Annotated in this window: 17 protein-coding genes; 7 read left to right on the forward strand and 10 right to left on the reverse strand. The window is 45.0% G+C overall.

Annotation, left to right across the window (positions count from 1 at the left end; genetic code table 11):
- Positions 1 to 3 precede the first annotated feature (3 nt).
- The 5 genes from panB to mazG all read right to left on the reverse strand — a co-directional run bounded on the left by panB (position 4) and on the right by mazG (position 4,127).
- Positions 4 to 813: a 3-methyl-2-oxobutanoate hydroxymethyltransferase gene (panB, locus tag J699_RS01855; RefSeq protein WP_005228749.1), complete on the reverse strand. Its 810-nt coding sequence runs from the start codon at positions 811 to 813 to the stop codon at positions 4 to 6.
- A gap of 39 nt (positions 814 to 852) precedes the next feature.
- A complete protein-coding gene (folK, locus tag J699_RS01850) occupies positions 853 to 1,341 on the reverse strand; it encodes a 2-amino-4-hydroxy-6-hydroxymethyldihydropteridine diphosphokinase (protein ID WP_032871129.1) in 489 nt (162 codons plus the stop codon).
- Positions 1,338 to 2,786: a polynucleotide adenylyltransferase PcnB gene (gene pcnB / locus J699_RS01845; protein ID WP_032871126.1), complete on the reverse strand. Its 1,449-nt coding sequence runs from the start codon at positions 2,784 to 2,786 to the stop codon at positions 1,338 to 1,340. Before pcnB ends, folK begins: the two co-directional genes overlap by 4 nt.
- Before the next feature lie 140 nt (positions 2,787 to 2,926).
- Positions 2,927 to 3,352 carry a ComEA family DNA-binding protein gene (locus J699_RS01840; protein ID WP_005228743.1) on the reverse strand — a complete coding sequence of 142 codons (426 nt, stop codon included), beginning with the start codon at positions 3,350 to 3,352 and terminating at the stop codon, positions 2,927 to 2,929.
- Complete coding sequence (gene mazG, locus J699_RS01835) at positions 3,321 to 4,127, reverse strand: nucleoside triphosphate pyrophosphohydrolase (RefSeq protein WP_032871123.1); 807 nt, start codon at positions 4,125 to 4,127, stop codon at positions 3,321 to 3,323. The genes J699_RS01840 and mazG overlap by 32 nt, the downstream gene beginning before the upstream one ends.
- A 102-nt stretch (positions 4,128 to 4,229) precedes the next feature.
- On the opposite strand from mazG, the gene J699_RS01830 reads away from it, so the two are divergent.
- Positions 4,230 to 5,003: an SDR family oxidoreductase gene (locus J699_RS01830; protein WP_032871121.1), complete on the forward strand. Its 774-nt coding sequence runs from the start codon at positions 4,230 to 4,232 to the stop codon at positions 5,001 to 5,003.
- A gap of 45 nt (positions 5,004 to 5,048) precedes the next feature.
- On the opposite strand, the gene J699_RS01825 is transcribed toward J699_RS01830, so the two are convergent.
- From J699_RS01825 to cysM, 4 genes are all read right to left on the reverse strand, one after another.
- On the reverse strand, positions 5,049 to 7,352 hold the full coding sequence (locus J699_RS01825; RefSeq protein ID WP_005228737.1) for a RelA/SpoT family protein: 2,304 nt from the start codon (positions 7,350 to 7,352) through the stop codon (positions 5,049 to 5,051).
- Positions 7,353 to 7,383: 31 nt separating this feature from the next.
- Positions 7,384 to 8,793, reverse strand: coding sequence for a 23S rRNA (uracil(1939)-C(5))-methyltransferase RlmD (rlmD, locus tag J699_RS01820; RefSeq protein ID WP_005228736.1), 1,410 nt, complete (start codon positions 8,791 to 8,793; stop codon positions 7,384 to 7,386).
- Positions 8,794 to 8,802: 9 nt separating this feature from the next.
- Entirely contained in the window at positions 8,803 to 9,624 is an 822-nt protein-coding gene (locus tag J699_RS01815; protein WP_005228735.1) for a 3'-5' exonuclease, read from the reverse strand.
- An 88-nt stretch (positions 9,625 to 9,712) separates the two neighbouring features.
- A complete protein-coding gene (gene cysM, locus J699_RS01810) occupies positions 9,713 to 10,636 on the reverse strand; it encodes a cysteine synthase CysM (protein ID WP_032871178.1) in 924 nt (307 codons plus the stop codon).
- Positions 10,637 to 10,785: 149 nt separating this feature from the next.
- Between cysM and J699_RS01805 the strand changes: the two genes are divergently transcribed.
- The 5 genes from J699_RS01805 to rsfS all read left to right on the forward strand — a co-directional run bounded on the left by J699_RS01805 (position 10,786) and on the right by rsfS (position 16,653).
- Positions 10,786 to 13,596, forward strand: coding sequence for an ATP-binding protein (locus tag J699_RS01805; RefSeq protein WP_009509757.1), 2,811 nt, complete (start codon positions 10,786 to 10,788; stop codon positions 13,594 to 13,596).
- 75 nt (positions 13,597 to 13,671) lie between these two features.
- Positions 13,672 to 14,460, forward strand: coding sequence for a crotonase/enoyl-CoA hydratase family protein (locus J699_RS01800; RefSeq protein ID WP_032882977.1), 789 nt, complete (start codon positions 13,672 to 13,674; stop codon positions 14,458 to 14,460).
- A 21-nt stretch (positions 14,461 to 14,481) separates the two neighbouring features.
- Positions 14,482 to 15,348: an NAD(P)-dependent oxidoreductase gene (locus tag J699_RS01795; protein WP_032871116.1), complete on the forward strand. Its 867-nt coding sequence runs from the start codon at positions 14,482 to 14,484 to the stop codon at positions 15,346 to 15,348.
- Between the two features lie 30 nt (positions 15,349 to 15,378).
- Positions 15,379 to 16,173 (forward strand): hydroxypyruvate isomerase family protein, encoded by a 795-nt coding sequence (locus J699_RS01790; protein ID WP_032871114.1) that lies wholly within the window; start codon positions 15,379 to 15,381, stop codon positions 16,171 to 16,173.
- Between the two features lie 81 nt (positions 16,174 to 16,254).
- Positions 16,255 to 16,653 (forward strand): ribosome silencing factor, encoded by a 399-nt coding sequence (rsfS, locus tag J699_RS01785; RefSeq protein WP_005228728.1) that lies wholly within the window; start codon positions 16,255 to 16,257, stop codon positions 16,651 to 16,653.
- A gap of 79 nt (positions 16,654 to 16,732) precedes the next feature.
- On the opposite strand, the gene J699_RS01780 is transcribed toward rsfS, so the two are convergent.
- Positions 16,733 to 17,116 carry a hypothetical protein gene (locus J699_RS01780; RefSeq protein ID WP_032871111.1) on the reverse strand — a complete coding sequence of 128 codons (384 nt, stop codon included), beginning with the start codon at positions 17,114 to 17,116 and terminating at the stop codon, positions 16,733 to 16,735.
- Between the two features lie 431 nt (positions 17,117 to 17,547).
- On the opposite strand from J699_RS01780, the gene J699_RS01775 reads away from it, so the two are divergent.
- On the forward strand, positions 17,548 to 18,168 hold the full coding sequence (locus tag J699_RS01775; protein WP_032871109.1) for an NUDIX hydrolase: 621 nt from the start codon (positions 17,548 to 17,550) through the stop codon (positions 18,166 to 18,168).
- Positions 18,169 to 18,279 lie beyond the last annotated feature (111 nt).

The following is an 18,279-nucleotide window of genomic DNA, read 5'->3' on the forward strand; positions in this document are numbered from 1 at the left end:
GGATTAAAGCTCAACCTGAAAAGTATGTTCTTTGGCTGGGAACGACTGGTCCTGCACGGCAGCATGATAGGCTTTAAACGCATCGACAATGGCTGTTTCGCCAGATTGCTCTTTCATGAAGTTACGAACGAAACGCGCAACACGACCAAAGGTCAGACCAAGCATGTCCTGAACCACCAATACCTGCCCATCTGTTTCATGTCCTGCACCAATTCCGATTACGGGTGTATTCGGGAACAGTTCTGCAATTTCTTTACCCAGTTGTGCAGGTACACATTCAAGTACCAATACTGCTGCACCTGCATCAATCACCGCCTGACAGTCGGCAATCAGCTGATCCGCGGCTTCACGTGTTTTTGCTTGCAATTTATAGCCGCCTAACACATTTACAGATTGCGGCGTTAAACCCAAATGCACACACACAGGAATACCATTACGGGTCAACACGGTAACCAGTTCGCTGAGCCAGGCACCGCCTTCGATCTTGACCATTTGTGCGCCAGCTTGCATGACAGTTTTTGCATTTTTCAAACCATCTTCAAGTGTGGCATAGCTCATAAATGGCAGGTCAGTCATAATCAGGGCATGTGCATTACCACGACGTACGGCAGCCGTATGGTAAGCCATATCTTCAACCGTCACAGGAAGTGTAGAGTCTCTGCCTTGAATCGCCATTCCAAGAGAGTCACCGATTAAAATCGTATCAATTTCAGCCAACTCCATCCCTTTAGCCATACTTGCATCGTAACAAGTAAGACATGAGAACTTGCGTCCTTCGGCTTTAAACTTTCTTAAGTCACTTAGACTAATCATGATGATGTCCTCTACAGGCGTTTCCAGAACGAAACAGTCTTAAGCGATTGCCCAAGACTGGTCTGCTATTACAGTCAAGTTTGCTTGCTGTACCAGTTCTAAATCTTTTAAAGAATGACCATTTAATTGTAAATGGGCATCTAGGTCTAATAAGGGAATAACGACGAAATCACGCTCTAAAATACCCATATGTGGCACGGTTAAGCGTTCATTGCAGATCTGCTCCTGACCATAGATCAGCAAATCCAGATCAAGCGTGCGCTCTCCCCAGCGTCGTAAACGGACACGCCCTGCTTCTTGCTCAAATTGTTGTAATTGATCTAACAGCGCAAGCGGTGCAAGGTCGGTATCCAGTTGCACAACTGCATTGAGGTAATTCGGCTGGTCTTGCGGCCCCATCGGTGGACTTTGATAAAGTCGGGAAACCTGTACAGCACCCAGTGTTGCCAGCTTCGCAACAGCTTCACTCAGAATCTGCTGCGAATCGCCTAAATTACTGCCAAGACCAATATAGCTACGAATCGTCATTGCGTTGGCCCAAAAACCACTTGGCTTAAATCACGTTGTACGCGTTTACGCTTGAGGATCGGGTGATCCGCATTAACTGAACCCGTCGTCGCTTTTTCAATAAAACGGCTCGCAGACTCATCCGCTCTAACCCGTTCTTTTTTACCACGGCGGCTTCTTGGCTCAGGGACATTGACCAAAGGCTCGATTTCAGTCGTCTTCGGCTCATCTGCTTCGACCGCCTTACGACGTGTCTTGCTGCGTTGACGATTGTATTGACGGATTGCCGCTTCTTTTTGATCCGTGGTCATTTCCTGGTAGCTTTCCCACCAGACGCCCATACCTTCAGTACTACTATCGCCAGACTTCTCACGCAATAGCAAGAAGTCAAAACCGGCACGGAAACGAGCATGACCTGCCAAAGCCTCAATCTGTTGCGGCTTTGGATTGAGTAAACGGGTCTGCATTTCCCAGACTTCACGGATAAAGGTTTCCGCAAAACGCGGAATAATGGTCCGGGTCGCCTGACGTTTTAATACATCAAGTCCAGCTTGTGCACGTGCTTCCGCGGGCACCATCCCTTTGTTCAGATAGAAATCACAACGTTCTAAAAATGGTTTCCATAACAGGACTGCATAGAAAAATGCCGGGTTGATGGTTTTACCCACTTGAATACGCTGATCAGTATTTCGTGCAGCACGGTCAATAAATGCGGTGATATTGGGCTGAATTTCGGCAAACAGCTGCTTCCACACACCAAACTCGATCAACATTGGCAAGACACGGGTCAAATGCCCCATGGTGAACAGTTTTTGTGATTCATCATATAAACGATGTGGTGAGACATCACGCAGTAATTGCGTCATTTCAACATTAAACACATCGAGAATGGATTGATCAATCTGGAAGTTCAGTTTTGCAGCAAAACGCAATGCACGTAACATCCGTACAGGATCTTCTTCAAAACGCTGTGCCGGTTCACCCAGAAAACGTAAGGTACGGGTCTTAATATCCTCTACCGCATGGCAGAAATCAAGTACGATCCCTTTTCGTGGCTGGTAATACAGGGTATTGATCGAAAAATCTCGGCGAGCAAAATCCTGCTCAATCGTTCCCCAGTTATTATCACGAAGAATCATCCCGGAGGCACTGGTGACCGCTTTTTTCGGTGGGGCACGGAAGGTCGCCACTTCAATCAGTTCACGACCGGAATAAACATGTGCCAGCTCAAAACGTCGCCCGATAATCCGGCAACGTCGACCAAATACTTCTTTCACCTGAGCTGGTGTAGCATTAGTAACCGCGTCAAAATCCTTTGGATTAAGACCTAACATCATATCTCGAACACCACCGCCCACAATATATGCCTCGTAGCCTGCTTTAGTCAGACTATCAATCACATCTAGAATTGAGGAAGGAAGTTGAGTTGTGGACAAACCACATTTTGACGCACGCAAAGTTTGCAAAAGACACTGTCTCCTACGTCAGGACGTAAATAACAATTTGTCGCTAATCATAGCTCTAACACACACAAAGGGCAATTTATTCTGTTGCAAGTTTCAACAGATCTGTCTGCCTCATTCATCACTTTATGACAATATCAGGTTTATAACATCAGCCTTGCTTTGTTTTTCTCTAACAATTTTGGCCCGATTCCCTTGATATTCATCAACTCATCGACGCTTTTAAAACCGCCATTTTTTTGCCGATATTCCATAATTGCTTGCGCTTTTTTCTCACCTACCCCATTTAACATTTGTAATTGCTGCAAGCTGGCCTGATTCAAGCTAATCTTATCGCCCGGAATATTTACAGAAGATGAAAGCCGCTGTGGAGCCTGCTGAGTGGGGCGGGATAAATAATAATTATTATTTGCCTGATTCGCCAACTGCTGGTCACGTAGCTGTTGCTGAGTTTTCCATTGCTGATAGGCCTGGTCAAACTGCTGTGCCTTAAGAGGTGATACACACCCCAAGCACAAAATAATGAATAGAAAAAACTTATGTTTGCGGCATACTTGCTGCAATATCATGGTTGCTCTCCTGAGCTTTTAATTGTCGTTTTGCTTGCTTCCAGAGCTCATCCATTTCAGCCAAACTCATGTCTTGCAAGTCTTTATGTTGTCGTTGTGCCTGCTGCTCAATAAAAGCAAAACGGCTTCTAAATTTATGGATCGTCGCCAATAATGCGCTCTCACTCGACACGCCAAGCTTTCGTCCCACATTGATCAGTGAGAATAAGCAATCTCCAAACTCTTCCTGAATATCATCGCTATTGTGGCTTTTGATCGCCTGCTGTAACTCTTCGAGTTCCTCATCCAGTTTGCCATAAGCGTCTTCAACACATTCAAAATCAAAACCCAGCTGTGCTGCCTTTTTTTGAATTTCATGTGCCTGTACCAGTGCAGGTGCATGCTTGATCTCATCTAACCGAGACTGTACTTTACCCTGTTTTTCCTGTTTTTTAATCTGTTTCCATAATGCACTGACTTGCTCAGCACTCAAATTTTGATATTTTTCCGCCTCAAAAACATGGGGATGACGGCGAATTAATTTTTCACTGATTGCATTCACCACATCATGAAAATCAAATAATCCTTTTTCATCAAACATTTGCGACTGAAACACCACTTGCAACAATAAATCACCCAGTTCATTGCGGATTTCATCGATGTCCCCCGAACGGATTGCTGCCTCGACTTCATAAGCTTCTTCAATGGCATAACGGGTTAAGCTTTCTGGTGTTTGCTGTTGATCCCATGGACACTTTTGTCTTAACTCTTGCATGATTGCCAATAACTTTTCCATGATGATCTCCACACTTGATCGAAGCAACGTGTTGCAGCCCGAATACGCTTATGCGTAATATACACGCACGCAAAAACTATCAATATAAAGCAAGGGAAGGCAATGCAACAGAGTGTTTTTATTAGTGGGGCTGCACAAGGCATTGGTGCTGAAATCGCCCGACTCTTCTACCAGCAAGGTTTCAAAGTGGGGATCTATGACATCAATCAACCCCAGGCACAGGCTTTAGCTGCAGAACTGGGCATACATGCCAAAGCCGGTTATCTGGATGTCAGCGATTACCAACAATGGCAAACCGCATTGCAGGAATTTACTCACTGGGCTGGTGAACTTAACCTGCTCATTAACAATGCCGGCATTCTCTACTCAGGACCATTTGAAAATACGGATATTCAATTGCATCACCGCATTATTGATATCAATGTCAAAGGCATGCTCAATGGCTGCCATGCCGCGTTAGCGCACCTGCAACAGGCCAGTTTTGCCCGTGTCATCAACCTCTCCTCTGCCTCAGCGATTTACGGTCAAGCTGATCTGGCGTCTTACTCCGCCAGTAAATTTGCGGTGCGCGGTTTAACCGAGGCTCTGGATGTAGAATGGCAGAAATATAAAATTCGTGTTCTGGATGTGATGCCTTTATTTGTACAAACCAACATGGTGAAAAATATGGATGCAGGCAGTATCCAGAATATGGGTGTGGATTTGACTCCTGCCGATGTCGCAAAACAGGTTCTAGATTTGGCACAACACAAAGATCATGCCTTGCTCCCTACCCATACGCCTGTCGGCATAAAAACCAGACTGCTCTATCAGTTATCCAGCATTAGTCCGCAGTTCCTGAATCGCTGGACCAATCTGTTTTTATCCAAACGTTAGGCATAAAAAAGCTGCATCGAAATGCAGCTTTTTACGTTGACCAGCTTAACTGCCTTGTACCAGACGTCTGGCACTGATAATCCCGGGCTGCTGCTCCAGACGAGCCAGCAATCTGGACAACTGTGCCAAACCTTTGACTTCAATCAATAACTTCATATTGGCAATACCATCTGCCTCAGAAATGGTATTGACCTGACGGATATTGATCTGGTCTGAAAAAATCACCTGAGTCAGATCCTTGAGCAAACCACGACGATCATACGCTTCCACCACGATCTGAACACTCTGACCACGGGTTGGCTGCATTTCCCAGTCCGCTTCAACCGCGCGTTCAGGCTCTTGTGTGGTCATGCGCAGGTAATCTGGACATGCCACCTTATGGATACTGACGCCACGATTCAAGGTGATATAACCGCCAATCGATTCACCATGTACCGGCTGACAACATTGTGCAATATGCAGCTCGACATTGTCCAGCCCATCAATCAGGATACCATGCGCAGATAGCGTATGGCTGGCACGCGGATTTAACGCCGGTTTCAGCACCAGTTCAGGTTCATCCTGATCCAGATGCATCTGACGGTTGACCTGATTCATCAAGGCATGCAGGCTGATATCACCGCTGACCAAAGCCACCAGAATATCATCACCCGATTTCAGGTTGAAATGAGATGAATAATCCTTCAGGTCAATACTCTTGGGATGAATGGCTAAACGTGCCAGCTCTTTCGTGAGTAGCTCACGCCCGACTTCGACATTCTTGCTACGGTCTTGCTGCCTAAACCAGTGACGTAACTTGTCACGTGCACGTGCAGTCTTGATATAACCCAGCGAATTCACCAACCAGTCACGGTTCGGTTCACGATCTTTCTTGGTTAAAATCTCAACCTGCTCACCGGTCTTTAACATATAGGTTAAAGGCACATAACGCTGGTTCACTCGTGCCGCATAGCACTTGTTTCCAACCTCGGTGTGCACATGATAGGCAAAGTCTAGAACAGTGGAACCACGTGGTAATTCCTTGATATCCCCATCACGGCTAAACACATAGATCTTTTCAAAATTCTCAAAATCCTGAATCTGATCAATGCCATTCGATTCTTCATCTTCAGCATGTGGCGTGGTTTCAGTACGTTCCTGATAATGCTCAAGGACCGCACGTAATGAATGCAAGCGGTCATTAAAGGAATGATCGGTATTCTTGGCACCTTCTTTATAGTTAAAGTGCGAACACACCCCAAGCTCAGCTTCGTTATGCATTTCAAAAGTACGAATCTGTACTTCCAATGACTTGTTCTCAGCAATTACCGCGGTATGCAATGAACGATAGCCATTGGCTTTCGGATTGGTGACATAGTCATCGAACTGGTTCGGAATATGCCGCCAGATCTGATGAACGATGCCCAGAGCGTGATAGCAATCTGGAACGCTCTTGACCAGTACACGCACTGCCCGAATATCATAAAGCTGATCGAAGCTCAGGTTCTTGCTTTTCATTTTTCGATAAATCGAATAAATGTGCTTCACGCGCCCGGTGATTTCCGCCTGAATATCATATGCAGCCAGTTCGGTTTTCAGTTTATCAATCACAAACTGAATATATTGCTCACGTTCCAGACGCTTTTCGTTCAGCAAAGACGCAATTTCTTTATAGCGTTCCGGGGCCAGATAACGAAAGGCCAGATCCTCCAGCTCCCATTTGAGCTGGGCAATCCCCAAACGATGAGCAAGCGGCGAGTAAATGGTCAGAATCTCACGTGCCACACGCTCTTGGCGCTCTTTGCTGGCGGTAGCCAATTCACGCAAGGCGTAGGTACGTTCTGCCAGCTTGATCAGTACAACCCGAACATCTTCCGTCACTGAAATCAGCATCTTATAAATGCCGTTTAGATGTTCACGTTGATTATTATTAAAATGGTCTTCTAAACGCTTATTCTTTTCAATCAACTCCGACAGTTTACCCATTGCAAGTGTGCCTTTTACCAAAGCCAGAACCTGCTCGCCAAACTGCTGTTGAATGTCCTCTAAAGTAATCAGACCTTCACGTACACTACGATATAACACTGCCGCTGAAAGCGTGTCTTCGTCGACATGCAAATGGGCCAAAATATCTGCCATACCAATACCTGTACTAAAGGTATTGATACGATGATCCGTCGCTTGCAACTCTTTTGCTAAGGTCAGCTCGGCAACTTTTTGAAGTTGTTTCAGCTCAGCCCCATCCAAAATACCACGCACCCGATCTAGCCAGGAGACCAGACTACTTTGCGCTTCAGCGGCATGTTCTACAGTCGCTTCCTCAGACAACTCTTGGAGTCGTCCAGGTAACTGTTCACGTACTGTGACCATACCTTTCTCCTCTGGATATGTAACTCATTTTTTAATCGTTTATCTCTTCGATTTTTTCCAGCTTCTCAATTTTCTCAAACAGGGCAATCGATTCAACATGTTCAGTATGCGTAAACATGTCCATCACCGCAGCTTTCTTTAACCGATAGCCATATTGTGCCAGTACACCTGCATCCCTTGCCAGTGTTGATGGGTTACATGATACATAAACGATTCTTTTCGCTCCAAAATTAGGTACATATTGCATGACTTCAAACGCACCCGATCGTGGAGGATCAATTAATAATGCATCAAATCCCTGTTTCGCCCAAGAATGATGCGAAAAGTCTTTTGTTAAATCTTGTGAAAAGAACATCGCTTGTGACAACTGATTGGCTTTCGCATTTTCAGTTGCCCGTTGCACCATCTCGTCACTTGCTTCAACACCCACCACTTGACCCGTTTCACCCACACGACGTGCAATCGGGAGCGAGAAATTGCCTAATCCACAGAACAGGTCAAGCACTCTCTCCCCTTGCTGTAACTGAAGCAATTCACATGCCAAGTGAATCATCTGTGCATTTACAGCGCTGTTCACCTGGGTAAAGTCTAAAGGTGAAAATGCAAATTTGACTGCAAAATCATCCAGACTGTAATGCAAGCGCATCGGTGCCTGAGCATCATCTACACGATGTAAACTCTCTGCCCCTTTGGGCTGCAAATACAACTGCCATCCCTTGAGTAACGTAAACTGACGTAATTGGTTGACATCCGACACATTTAATTCATCAAGATGACGAATCAGCAATGCCACCTCGGTATCGCCCATGGCCAATTCTATATGACCGATATGGGCTTTGCCTGTAAGACTTTCGAGTAATTTTCTAAGTTCAGGCAAGCTTTCGGACAAAGTTTGATCCAATACATTGCACTGCTGGATGGCAGTGAGGTGATTACTATGATGCTCACGAAAACCCATCACCAAACGGTTCTGTTTGGCAATATAGCGCACCCCGATACGGGCACGACGGCGATAATCGGTTTTTACCGAACGGATCGGTGCCAGCCATTGCTCAGGCTCTAAACCAGCAAAATGTTGTAAATGCGACTTCAACACATTCTGTTTCAACAAAATCTGCTGGTCAGGATGAATATGTTGCAGGCTACAGCCACCACATACCCCAAAATGAGGACAGATCGGATCGACACGACCTTCAGCCGCCTCACCTTCCAGCTTGATCATGTCGGCTTCTTCCAGACGAGAAGTCTGGTTGGTAATCTTTGCCTGTACCGTTTCACCGACGAGACCATAGCGAATAAAGACTTTCTTGCCATGCTTTTCTTTAGGATGGTCAGGATGCGTTCCATAATGCGCGATGCCGCGCCCTTCATGAGAAAACGCTTCGATTTGAAAGGTATAGGTTGGATATTGGGCGGGGCGATGTTTCGCTTTGTGTTTCAAAAGATGAACCTAATTTTTTGGCGCAAAAGTGGGTGCGGTAAATACAGTATATTGCGATGTTTGTTGCCATACCTGTAAAAATTCAGTTTGTTGCGTTTGAGTTTGTAAATAATCAATCGTTGCCTGAATCAACTGTTGATGATCTTTTTGATTGAGCTGACCTTTTAGCAGCAACCAGCGGATATAGACCAACCATGTATTCAGCACATCGCCTTCACAATAACTGGTCAGTTTTAACCATTGTTCAGTACGGACATAGTCTGGCACACGATAGCCAACTTCACCACGTTTGCCCGGAAAACCCAGCAAACAGGCAATATCATCCAGCTTCTGGAAATTACGACCATTAAACATGGCCATCACATCCATCAGGTCAACATGACGATGATGATAGCGATTCTGATAATTGTTGTACCGCTTCTGCTGGTCAATTTCGCCCTGGTCAAACAGGCTCGGCGCAGACAGGCCGTGGTACATGGCACGGAACAGAATCACAGGCAAGTCAAATTGCGAACCATTCCAGCTCACCAGTGTCGGCTGTTTCTTGTCAAAAATAGACAGGAACTTGGCCAGCATTTCTGCTTCGCTATTCTGTTCCTGACTGAATGAAAACAGGCGAAAACCTTTTTCATCAATCCATAATCCAGAAATACAGACAATCTCATGTAAAGGCAGACGCTGAAACTCTACACCTGATTCCTGGCGGCGAATCTTGGTCAATGCCTGTTCTACATCGGCTGCTGGCAAGTCCAGATCATGGAGATGTGCCCCGGCCTTGAGATCAGTCAGGGTCTCAATATCAAACACTAAAATCGGAAAGCGTAAATTCATCTTAAAATCTCTACCAATCCCTCCCAACCTCCCTTTTATAAAGGGAGGAGTTCTCCCTCTTTTTTAAAGAGGGGGTTAGGGGGAGATTCTAATCTTGAACTGAAAATAAACCCGTTGATAAATAACGGTCACCGCGGTCGCAGATAATGCAGACAATCACGGCATCAGGGGTTTCTTCAGCAAGTTTAACCGATGCCCAAACTGCACCACCGGAAGAGGTACCCGCACTGATCCCCTCGGTACGTGCCAGCTTACGCATGGTTTTTTCTGCTTCAATCTGGGGAATATCAATAATACGGTCGACACGACTACGGTCAAAAATGGTTGGCAGATATTCTTCAGGCCAACGGCGAATGCCGGCAATGCTGGAACCGTCTGAAGGTTGCAGACCGACAATCTGAATATCAGGGTTTTGTTCCTTCAAATATTTAGAAACCCCCATGATCGTACCTGTTGTGCCCATCGAGCTAACGAAATGGGTAATCTTGCCGCCTGTTTGCTTCCAGATTTCAGGTCCTGTGGTCAGGTAATGGGCCTCGACATTGTCCGGGTTACCAAACTGGTTCAGTACAAAACCCTTGCCTTCTGCCTGCATCTGCATCGCCAGATCACGCGCGCCTTCCATCCCTTGCTGCTGAGTCACTTCAATCAACTCCGCACCATAAGCCAGCATGGCATCTTTACGTTCCTGACTCATGTTGTTAGGCATGATCAGCTTCATTTTATAGCCGCGCATGGCCGCAACCATCGCCAAAGCAATACCGGTATTACCACTGGTGGCTTCAATCAAGGTATCGCCTGGCTGGATCTGTCCACGTTTTTCGGCCTGTACAATCATGTTATAGGCAGGACGATCCTTGACCGAGCCTGCCGGATTGTTACCTTCTAATTTGGCTAATACCGTGGCCTGGGTATGACACGCTAAACGCTGCAAACGTACTAAAGGGGTTTTACCGACATACTCATCCAGTAAAAATTCATCTGCTAAAAAATCAGTTTGCGTATTCGTCATGATCGACACCGATATTAAGGTGGCGACTATTGTATGAAAAAAACAGAAATACTGCACCATTTCACTCTGCTTTTTATTGGCAAGCAGATCGCTGCGCTTATCAGAAAGCATGCTAAGATATTGCGCAGAATGATAAATCTGACCGAACTATGTCAAATTTCAATAAGACCATATCGAAACGTTTACGCCTCAATCATGCTTATGGGCAGTTGATTGCACTGATTCTTGTGCCAATTGCAATTTTGACAAGTGTAGGAATTCTCTGGGTTTTAGCCGAAACCACCAACTCAGCCAAACAGCAACAGCGCTCAGATGCCTCGGCGATTCTGGCGCGTTATCATCAAACCGCGAATGATTTATTAAAGTTGGTGCAAGAGCAGCCCGATCAATATGACCGTGCGCAAAACATCATGCAAAAAATGTTTGATGAAAAGAATTTACAACGTGCAGTGCTGATTGATAATAAAGGACAGACCTATTTAAGTGTCGGTTATCAAAACAACCGCTTCTGGCCTAACTTCCCCAATAACAGTAATTTTTTCGGCCCGATTTCGCATAACCACAATAATATTTACGGTGCAAAACTGGACAGCGGCAATCCTGATTCCGTCTGGCTGATGATTGAACTGGACAATCAACCACTGGAACTGGCCCGTTATAAAGTCTTACTTTCATTGGTGGTCACCGGTTTATTGACCATCTTGATTTTACTATTCTGCCTGAATGTGTTCTCCCGCCGCTGGCTGGCCCCGATCTACGAGATTCGTATGCAGATGCAACGACTCAATGCCGACACCCTCGATCAACATATTGTGGTGAATAGTACCGGTGAACTGCGTTTACTACAGCGTGACATTGCCAATGTCGTCAAACGCCTGCACTTTAGCTTTCTCGAATTAAAAGAACATACCGAACAGACCGAAGAAGATTTACGTCGGACTCTGGATACCTTGGAGGTTCAGAACATTACCTATCGTCAGGCGCGTGACCAGGCGATTTCATCCAATCAGTCCAAGTCGGTTTTCCTGGCCAATATCAGTCATGAGCTCAGAACGCCACTGAATAGTATTGATGGCTTTATTCATTTGCTCTTACGTCAGCAAAACCTGAGTAATGAACAGAACCTGTACCTGCAAACCATTCGAAAATCCTCAGCGCATTTATTGGCACTGATTAATGATGTACTGGACTTTTCTAAAATTGATGCAGGTAAACTGGAACTCGAAACCGCCCCCTTTGATCTTGAAGAAGCCATCTTTGATGTGATGGATATGCTCTCGCCGCTGGCGGCACAAAAGCATATCAATATGGCCTTCTATTATGCTGAAAACATTCCACAGCATGTGGTCGGTGATGCGTTACGTTTCAAACAGATTCTGACCAACCTGATTTCCAATGCGATCAAGTTCACCCCTGACGGCGAGATCATTGTGCGGGTGCGGATGGAAGATGATGAAATCGGACAATGTTTATTGCATTTCAGCGTACAGGACAGCGGTATTGGCTTAAGCGGGACTGACCGTAAAAAATTATTCGAATCCTTTTCCCAAGGGGATGCTTCGGTTACCCGTCAATTTGGTGGAACCGGACTCGGTCTGGCCATTTCCAAACAGCTCGTACATTTGATGCATGGCCAGATTGGCTTTGAAGACAATCAGGAACGCGCACCCACAGAGAAAGGCTCGACCTTCTGGTTTACCGCATCCTTTAAAGTGGAAGAACAGGATGAGTTTGTCGAGCATCCTCATTTTGACCATTTACAGGTGGTGTCTTATCTGGCCCACCCTGCGACGGCCAGCGTGTTACGCTCCTATCTGGAAAATTATCGGGTTTCCCATATCGAAACCCAATCTATTCTGGACTTGTTCAGTCGTTTAAATCATCTCAATCAGCAAGAAAGCACTTGGCTGATTGTGGACCATAGCGGCGATACCGAAGCCCTGTTAAAAGAAATTCGTCAGCGTTATCACGGTAACCTTGCGGTGTATGGTTACCAGATGAGCCTTGATCCAAATATGCTGAATGAATATCGCGCTCGTCCGCTGTATCAACCGCTTAGTCGTCGCGAACTGGTTCAGTTACTCGGTAACCAGCCGATTTTCGAACAGGAACCTGAAGACTTTAATGGTCAAGGCCTACACGTTCTGGCCGTTGACGATCATCTACCTAACCTGATTGTACTTGAAGCTTTACTAGGTGAACTCAATGTCACCACCACCAAAGCACTCAGCGGACAAAAAGCCATTGATATTATTCAGGAGCGTATCGAGCAAAAATCACCACCATTTGATCTGGTATTTATGGACATTCAAATGCCGGTCATGTCAGGGATTGATACCACGCGCGCCATCCGCTCTCTAGAATCGACGCTTGATAACGGCATGCAACTACCCATCATTGCCCTCACCGCACATGCACTGGCAGATGAAAAGCAGAAGTTGCTTAAAGTGGGGATGAATGACTATGTCACCAAACCGATTCAGATGGAACAGATCATCCAGATCCTGACGCACTGGACCAAGAATAACTTTAGTGCCCAGCCAGTCAATATTGAACAAAAGCGTCCAATCGAGTCCATTGACCCTCATATTCTGAACTGGCAACAAAGCGTGCAGTTGGCTGCAAACAAAGAAGATTTGGCGCAAGACCTATTGAATATGCTGGTCGACAGTTTCGATACCGAACTTGCAGAAATGCAGCAGTTGATTGAAATGGAAGATTTTCCACAGCTTGAGCATGTGCTGCACCGTCTGTATGGCGCAACCCGCTATGTCGGTACACCGAATCTGCAACAGGTCTCAGGTGAGTTTGAACAGTTTGTCTCGACCTTACGCAAAGAGCGCCGTAAAGCAGATGATCAATTTATCCGTGAAACCAATCATCGTTTCAGTGAGCTCAATACAGCGATTGAACAGGTCAGACAGGCAGCACATTTGATCTTGCATGCGCACGACAGTTAAGGTGACTGGGGTGTCATGTTTCAGCCCTGACACTCATGTTATGCTGCCTCATCGAACACAATAAGAGTAAGACAGATGGCACTTTTACGCGTTGAAAAGAACAATGGAATTGCGACCGTTTCTTTAAACCGACCAGACAAACGCAATGCAATGAGCTTTGCCCTGCTAAAAGAACTGGTGGCCACCGCCAAAAAAATTGAAAAAGACCGTTCAATCCGCTGTGTCATCTTAACGGGTGAAGCCAATGTATTTAGTGCTGGCATCGACCTGTCTGATCTAAATAATCCGAAGAATACCGCATTTGCAGCATGGGAACTGATCAAGCCGGGCCAGAGCCTGTTTCAAAAAGCATTTTTAATCTGGCAGACCCTGCCGATTCCTGTGATTGCAGCCATTGAAGGCTATTGCTTTGGCGCTGGCATGCAACTGGCACTTGCCGCAGATATTCGCATCGCAACACCAAGCACTAAAATGTCGATTATGGAAAGTCGTTGGGGCCTTGTACCGGATATGGGACTGACCCGCTCCCTGAAAGGTCTGATTGGCGTTGATCTTGCCAAAGAACTGACGCTGACCGCACGCATCTTTGATGCCGAATATGCCAAGCAAATCGGTCTGGTAACGCATTTAGACAATGATCCATTGGCAAAAGCCCAGCTGATTGCCGAAGAAATATTACAGCGTTCACCTGATGCGATTATGGCTGCAAAACGCGTACTGGATGCAATGGAACACCAACCGGAAAAAGCATTACGTCTGGAAAAGCTGTGGCAACTTAAACTTATATTAGGTAAAAATAGTCGTCTTGCGCGTAAGAAGGATAAAAACCCGGAAGTGGAATTTTTACCGCGCCAATATAAATAAGCACAATCAGGGAACATTCACATGCATGTTAATCAACAAACACCCATCGCATTCTTAGGTATGGGTTTAATGGGTACACGTATGGCCAGCCGACTGTTACAAGCCGGTTATACGGTGGCGGTCTGGAACCGTAGTCCTCATGCATGTGAAGTGCTGATTCAACAAGGTGCTCAAAGTCTGGACTTGGCAGAGATTGGAAATTATCCTGTGGTTTTAACCTGTCTGGCCGATGATCAGGCCGTTCAAAGTGTATTTTCCCAAATTCAGCCAGCCTTAAAAGCACAGCAAATCATTGTGGATTTTTCCAGCCTATCCGTTGCCGCGACGCTAAGTCTTGCCCAAGCAGCACAACAACAGGGTGTGATCTGGATTGACTCTCCTGTATCCGGTGGAACCATGGGGGCTGAACAAGGAACCTTAGTCATTTTTGCAGGGGGTGATGCGGCGATCATCCAGCAACTTGATCCTATTTATCAGGTGCTGTCGCAGCGGGTAACCCGTATGGGTGACTCGGGTACAGGCCAAGCCACCAAGATTTGTAATCAGTTAATTGTGGCAGCCAACAGTACTTTGATTGCTGAAGCGGTGGCACTGGCAGATCAGGCAGGTGTAGACACCACCCTATTGGCTCCCGCCCTTGCAGGCGGCTTTGCCGATTCAAAGCCGTTCCAGATACTGGCGCCGCGCATGGCAACCGAGACCTTTGAACCGGTACAATGGAAAGTGCAAACTTTGTCAAAAGACCTCAACAATGCACTACAACTGGCACAAAGTTTTAACTTAAAGATACCTGTCGCACAAAAAGCCTTACTACAGTTACAAGCCCACCAAGAAAATGGCTTTGCCGAGAAGGATTTAGCTACTATTATCAAAGTTATAGAACAATAAACAGGGTCTATTGATTCAGGGAGTCAGAATATGAGCCATCTCGCAGTCAATTTATCAATGATTTTTACCGAAGTCCCTTTAATTGAGCGCTTTGCTTTAGCCCATGCACACGGATTTCAACAGGTTGAAATTCAGTTTCCTTATGAATTAGACGTAGTTGATCTGCGCACCCAACTGGAACAACATAATCTGTCACTATGCCTGATCAATGTTCCTGCCGGTGATCTGATGCAAGGCGGTAACGGGCTGGCAGGTATCCCGGGAAAAGAAATTGAATTCCATCAGGCGCTTGAACTGGCAATACGCTATGCCACCGCTCTCAATGTGCCGCGCGTTAATATTCTGGCCGGCAAACAACCTCTGGATGCAGATCTGCTCCCTTGCCTGAATACGCTAGCCAGCAACCTGAAGCTTGCTTGCCACATGTTGAGCGAGCAAGGTATCGAACTGGTTTTCGAGATGATTAATGGCACCGATATGCCACGTTTTTTGATTCAGAACATTGCTCAGGGTCAGGAAATGTTAGAGGCAGTCAACCATCCAGCCTTAAAAATGCAATATGACTGTTATCATATGGCGATGATGGGGGAAGATGTTTTAGCCGGGCTACAAGAAAATCTACACCAGATTGGACATATTCAATTTGCCGACTGTCCGGGTCGCCATGAGCCAGATACAGGAAATATCCCGTATAAACAGATCTTTGACTGGCTGCTACAAAGCGACTATCGCGGTCTTATTGCAGCGGAATATCGGCCAAAAAACCAGTCAGATCAATCTTTTGCCTGGAAAAAGAAGTACTTTTCCAATGATGTGAATACATAAACTGTTACTGCTAAAATTTGAACTTTTTAGAGAAAAACGGTATATTTGAGAATGAGCAATTGTCAGGAAAATATACCCTCTATGAATTTAGAACCATCGCCCAGCGCTTCTAATTCTCACGACCTAAAAATCAAAACAGCGAACAAAGATGTACACGCTTGCCTTAAAGTTGTACATGAAGCTCTCACTGATGTAAAAGCCAAAGATATTCTTGAACTTGACGTAAGTACGATCAGCAATGTTGCCGATGCAATTGTAATTGCAAGCGGTACATCGACACGTCATGTTAAAGCCCTTGCAGACAATGTTGCTGATGAAGCACGTAAAGCAGGTTTCCGCCCAATCGGTGTCGAAGGTGAACGCGATGCTGAATGGATCTTAATCGATCTCGGTTTCGTTGTGGTACATGTAATGTTACCAACCGCGCGTAAGTTCTATGACCTAGAAAGCTTATGGCGTGCACCCGAATCTGTAGCGTAAAGCTCTCCAAAAAAGCGACCGAATCGGTCGCTTTTTTTTAATTTCTAAAGACTAAAACTTCTTTTTAGATCTTGAGGTTTTATTTTGCAATTGTACCGTTTCGCTCTTCTCGAATAAGTTTCAGCATTGTTTCAGACATATCTTCCCTCATTTTTTTTACTATCCCCTTGGTTATTTCATCCAGCAGCTTTAGTTGCGCTTCACTCATATTTTTATAATTTTCACCTTGTAGTTTTTTTGCATCAAAACTACCCATCAATTCTTGCTCTTCTTGCCTACATTTAGCAAAAGTATCATTCACAATATCATTTTCAGCTTTAGGCATTTTTATTTGGGGTTCAATTTGTTGCATCAGACAATCAGCATATTTTGCACTCGCCTCTTCAAGAGGTTCCGCTAAAATTACAGAAGAAAAAGAGAAACTGATAAATACGATTACCAAAAATATTAGTTTTTTAATCACCAAAGCCTCTTAAAATATTTTCAACACTTCGGTAAAACATTAGCACCCCCAGAGCCCAATTAAAATAAAAGATTACCCAAAATCAGCTTACTTTATATCTTTATAAAATAATATTCACTTCATCAGCATTTATCAAATACTAATACATGTATTGGTTTTACCACAGCAGAACAGTTGGCTAGACAAGGACAACACCTGTTATAAGTCGCGCGTAAGTTCTACGACCTAGAAAGCTTCTGGCGCGCACCCGAATCTGTAGCGTAAAGTTCTCCCAAAAAGCGACCGAATCGGTCGCTTTTTTATACTTAAAAACTCGTTTTAAGCTAGTTTTATTATTCCTTCCCCCGCTTGATAGATTGCTTCTTTTCATTGCCAATCAGCACAACAATGCTAGTATGGATTCACTAATCAGCAATTAAATCTAAAACAAGATGAAAGATTCAACTGAATGGATTGAAACACTCAACAAAATTACTGGACTCGCGCAAACAGGTTTGTACTATTCAAAAGATGTCTACGACAAAGAACGTTATAACCAAATTATCAGTTATGTTCGCACTTTGATTGATTTAAAAGAAATTGACACGACAGACTTTATTGCAGATGTGCTTGAGGATGTCGGATATGCAACACCTAAAATAGATGTGCGTGCAGTCGTATTTAAAGACAATAAACTCTTATTAGCCAAAGAAACAGAAGACGGCTTATGGTCTATTCCAGGCGGCTGGGCTGATATTGGCTACTCAGCAGCAGAGAATGCAGAAAAAGAAGTTCTGGAAGAGACAGGATTAGAAGTGAAAGCAACCAGACTTCTGGCACTGACGGATCGGAGAAAACATCCTCATCCAGCCATGTTTTTACATGTGTATAAGGCTTTCTTTTGGTGTGAACTCATTGGAGGTGAGTTAAAACCAAGTATTGAAACATCTGAAGTGGGTTTCTTTGGTAGCAATGAATTACCTCCCATTTCTACAGCACGTGTCACAGAAGCACAAATTCATCATTTTTTTGAGTTACTGCAAGGTTTACCCGAGCAGACTGATTTCGACTAAGCTCCAATTCAAACAATTCATCATCTGCAAAGACCAGTAACGCGGCTCTCTAAAAGCCTGCAAATACCAGTTATCACCTGCCCTTAATTTTGACATGACAAATTGTCAAAA

Source organism: Acinetobacter sp. 1000160 (assembly GCF_000588715.1).
Classification (GTDB): domain Bacteria; phylum Pseudomonadota; class Gammaproteobacteria; order Pseudomonadales; family Moraxellaceae; genus Acinetobacter; species Acinetobacter courvalinii.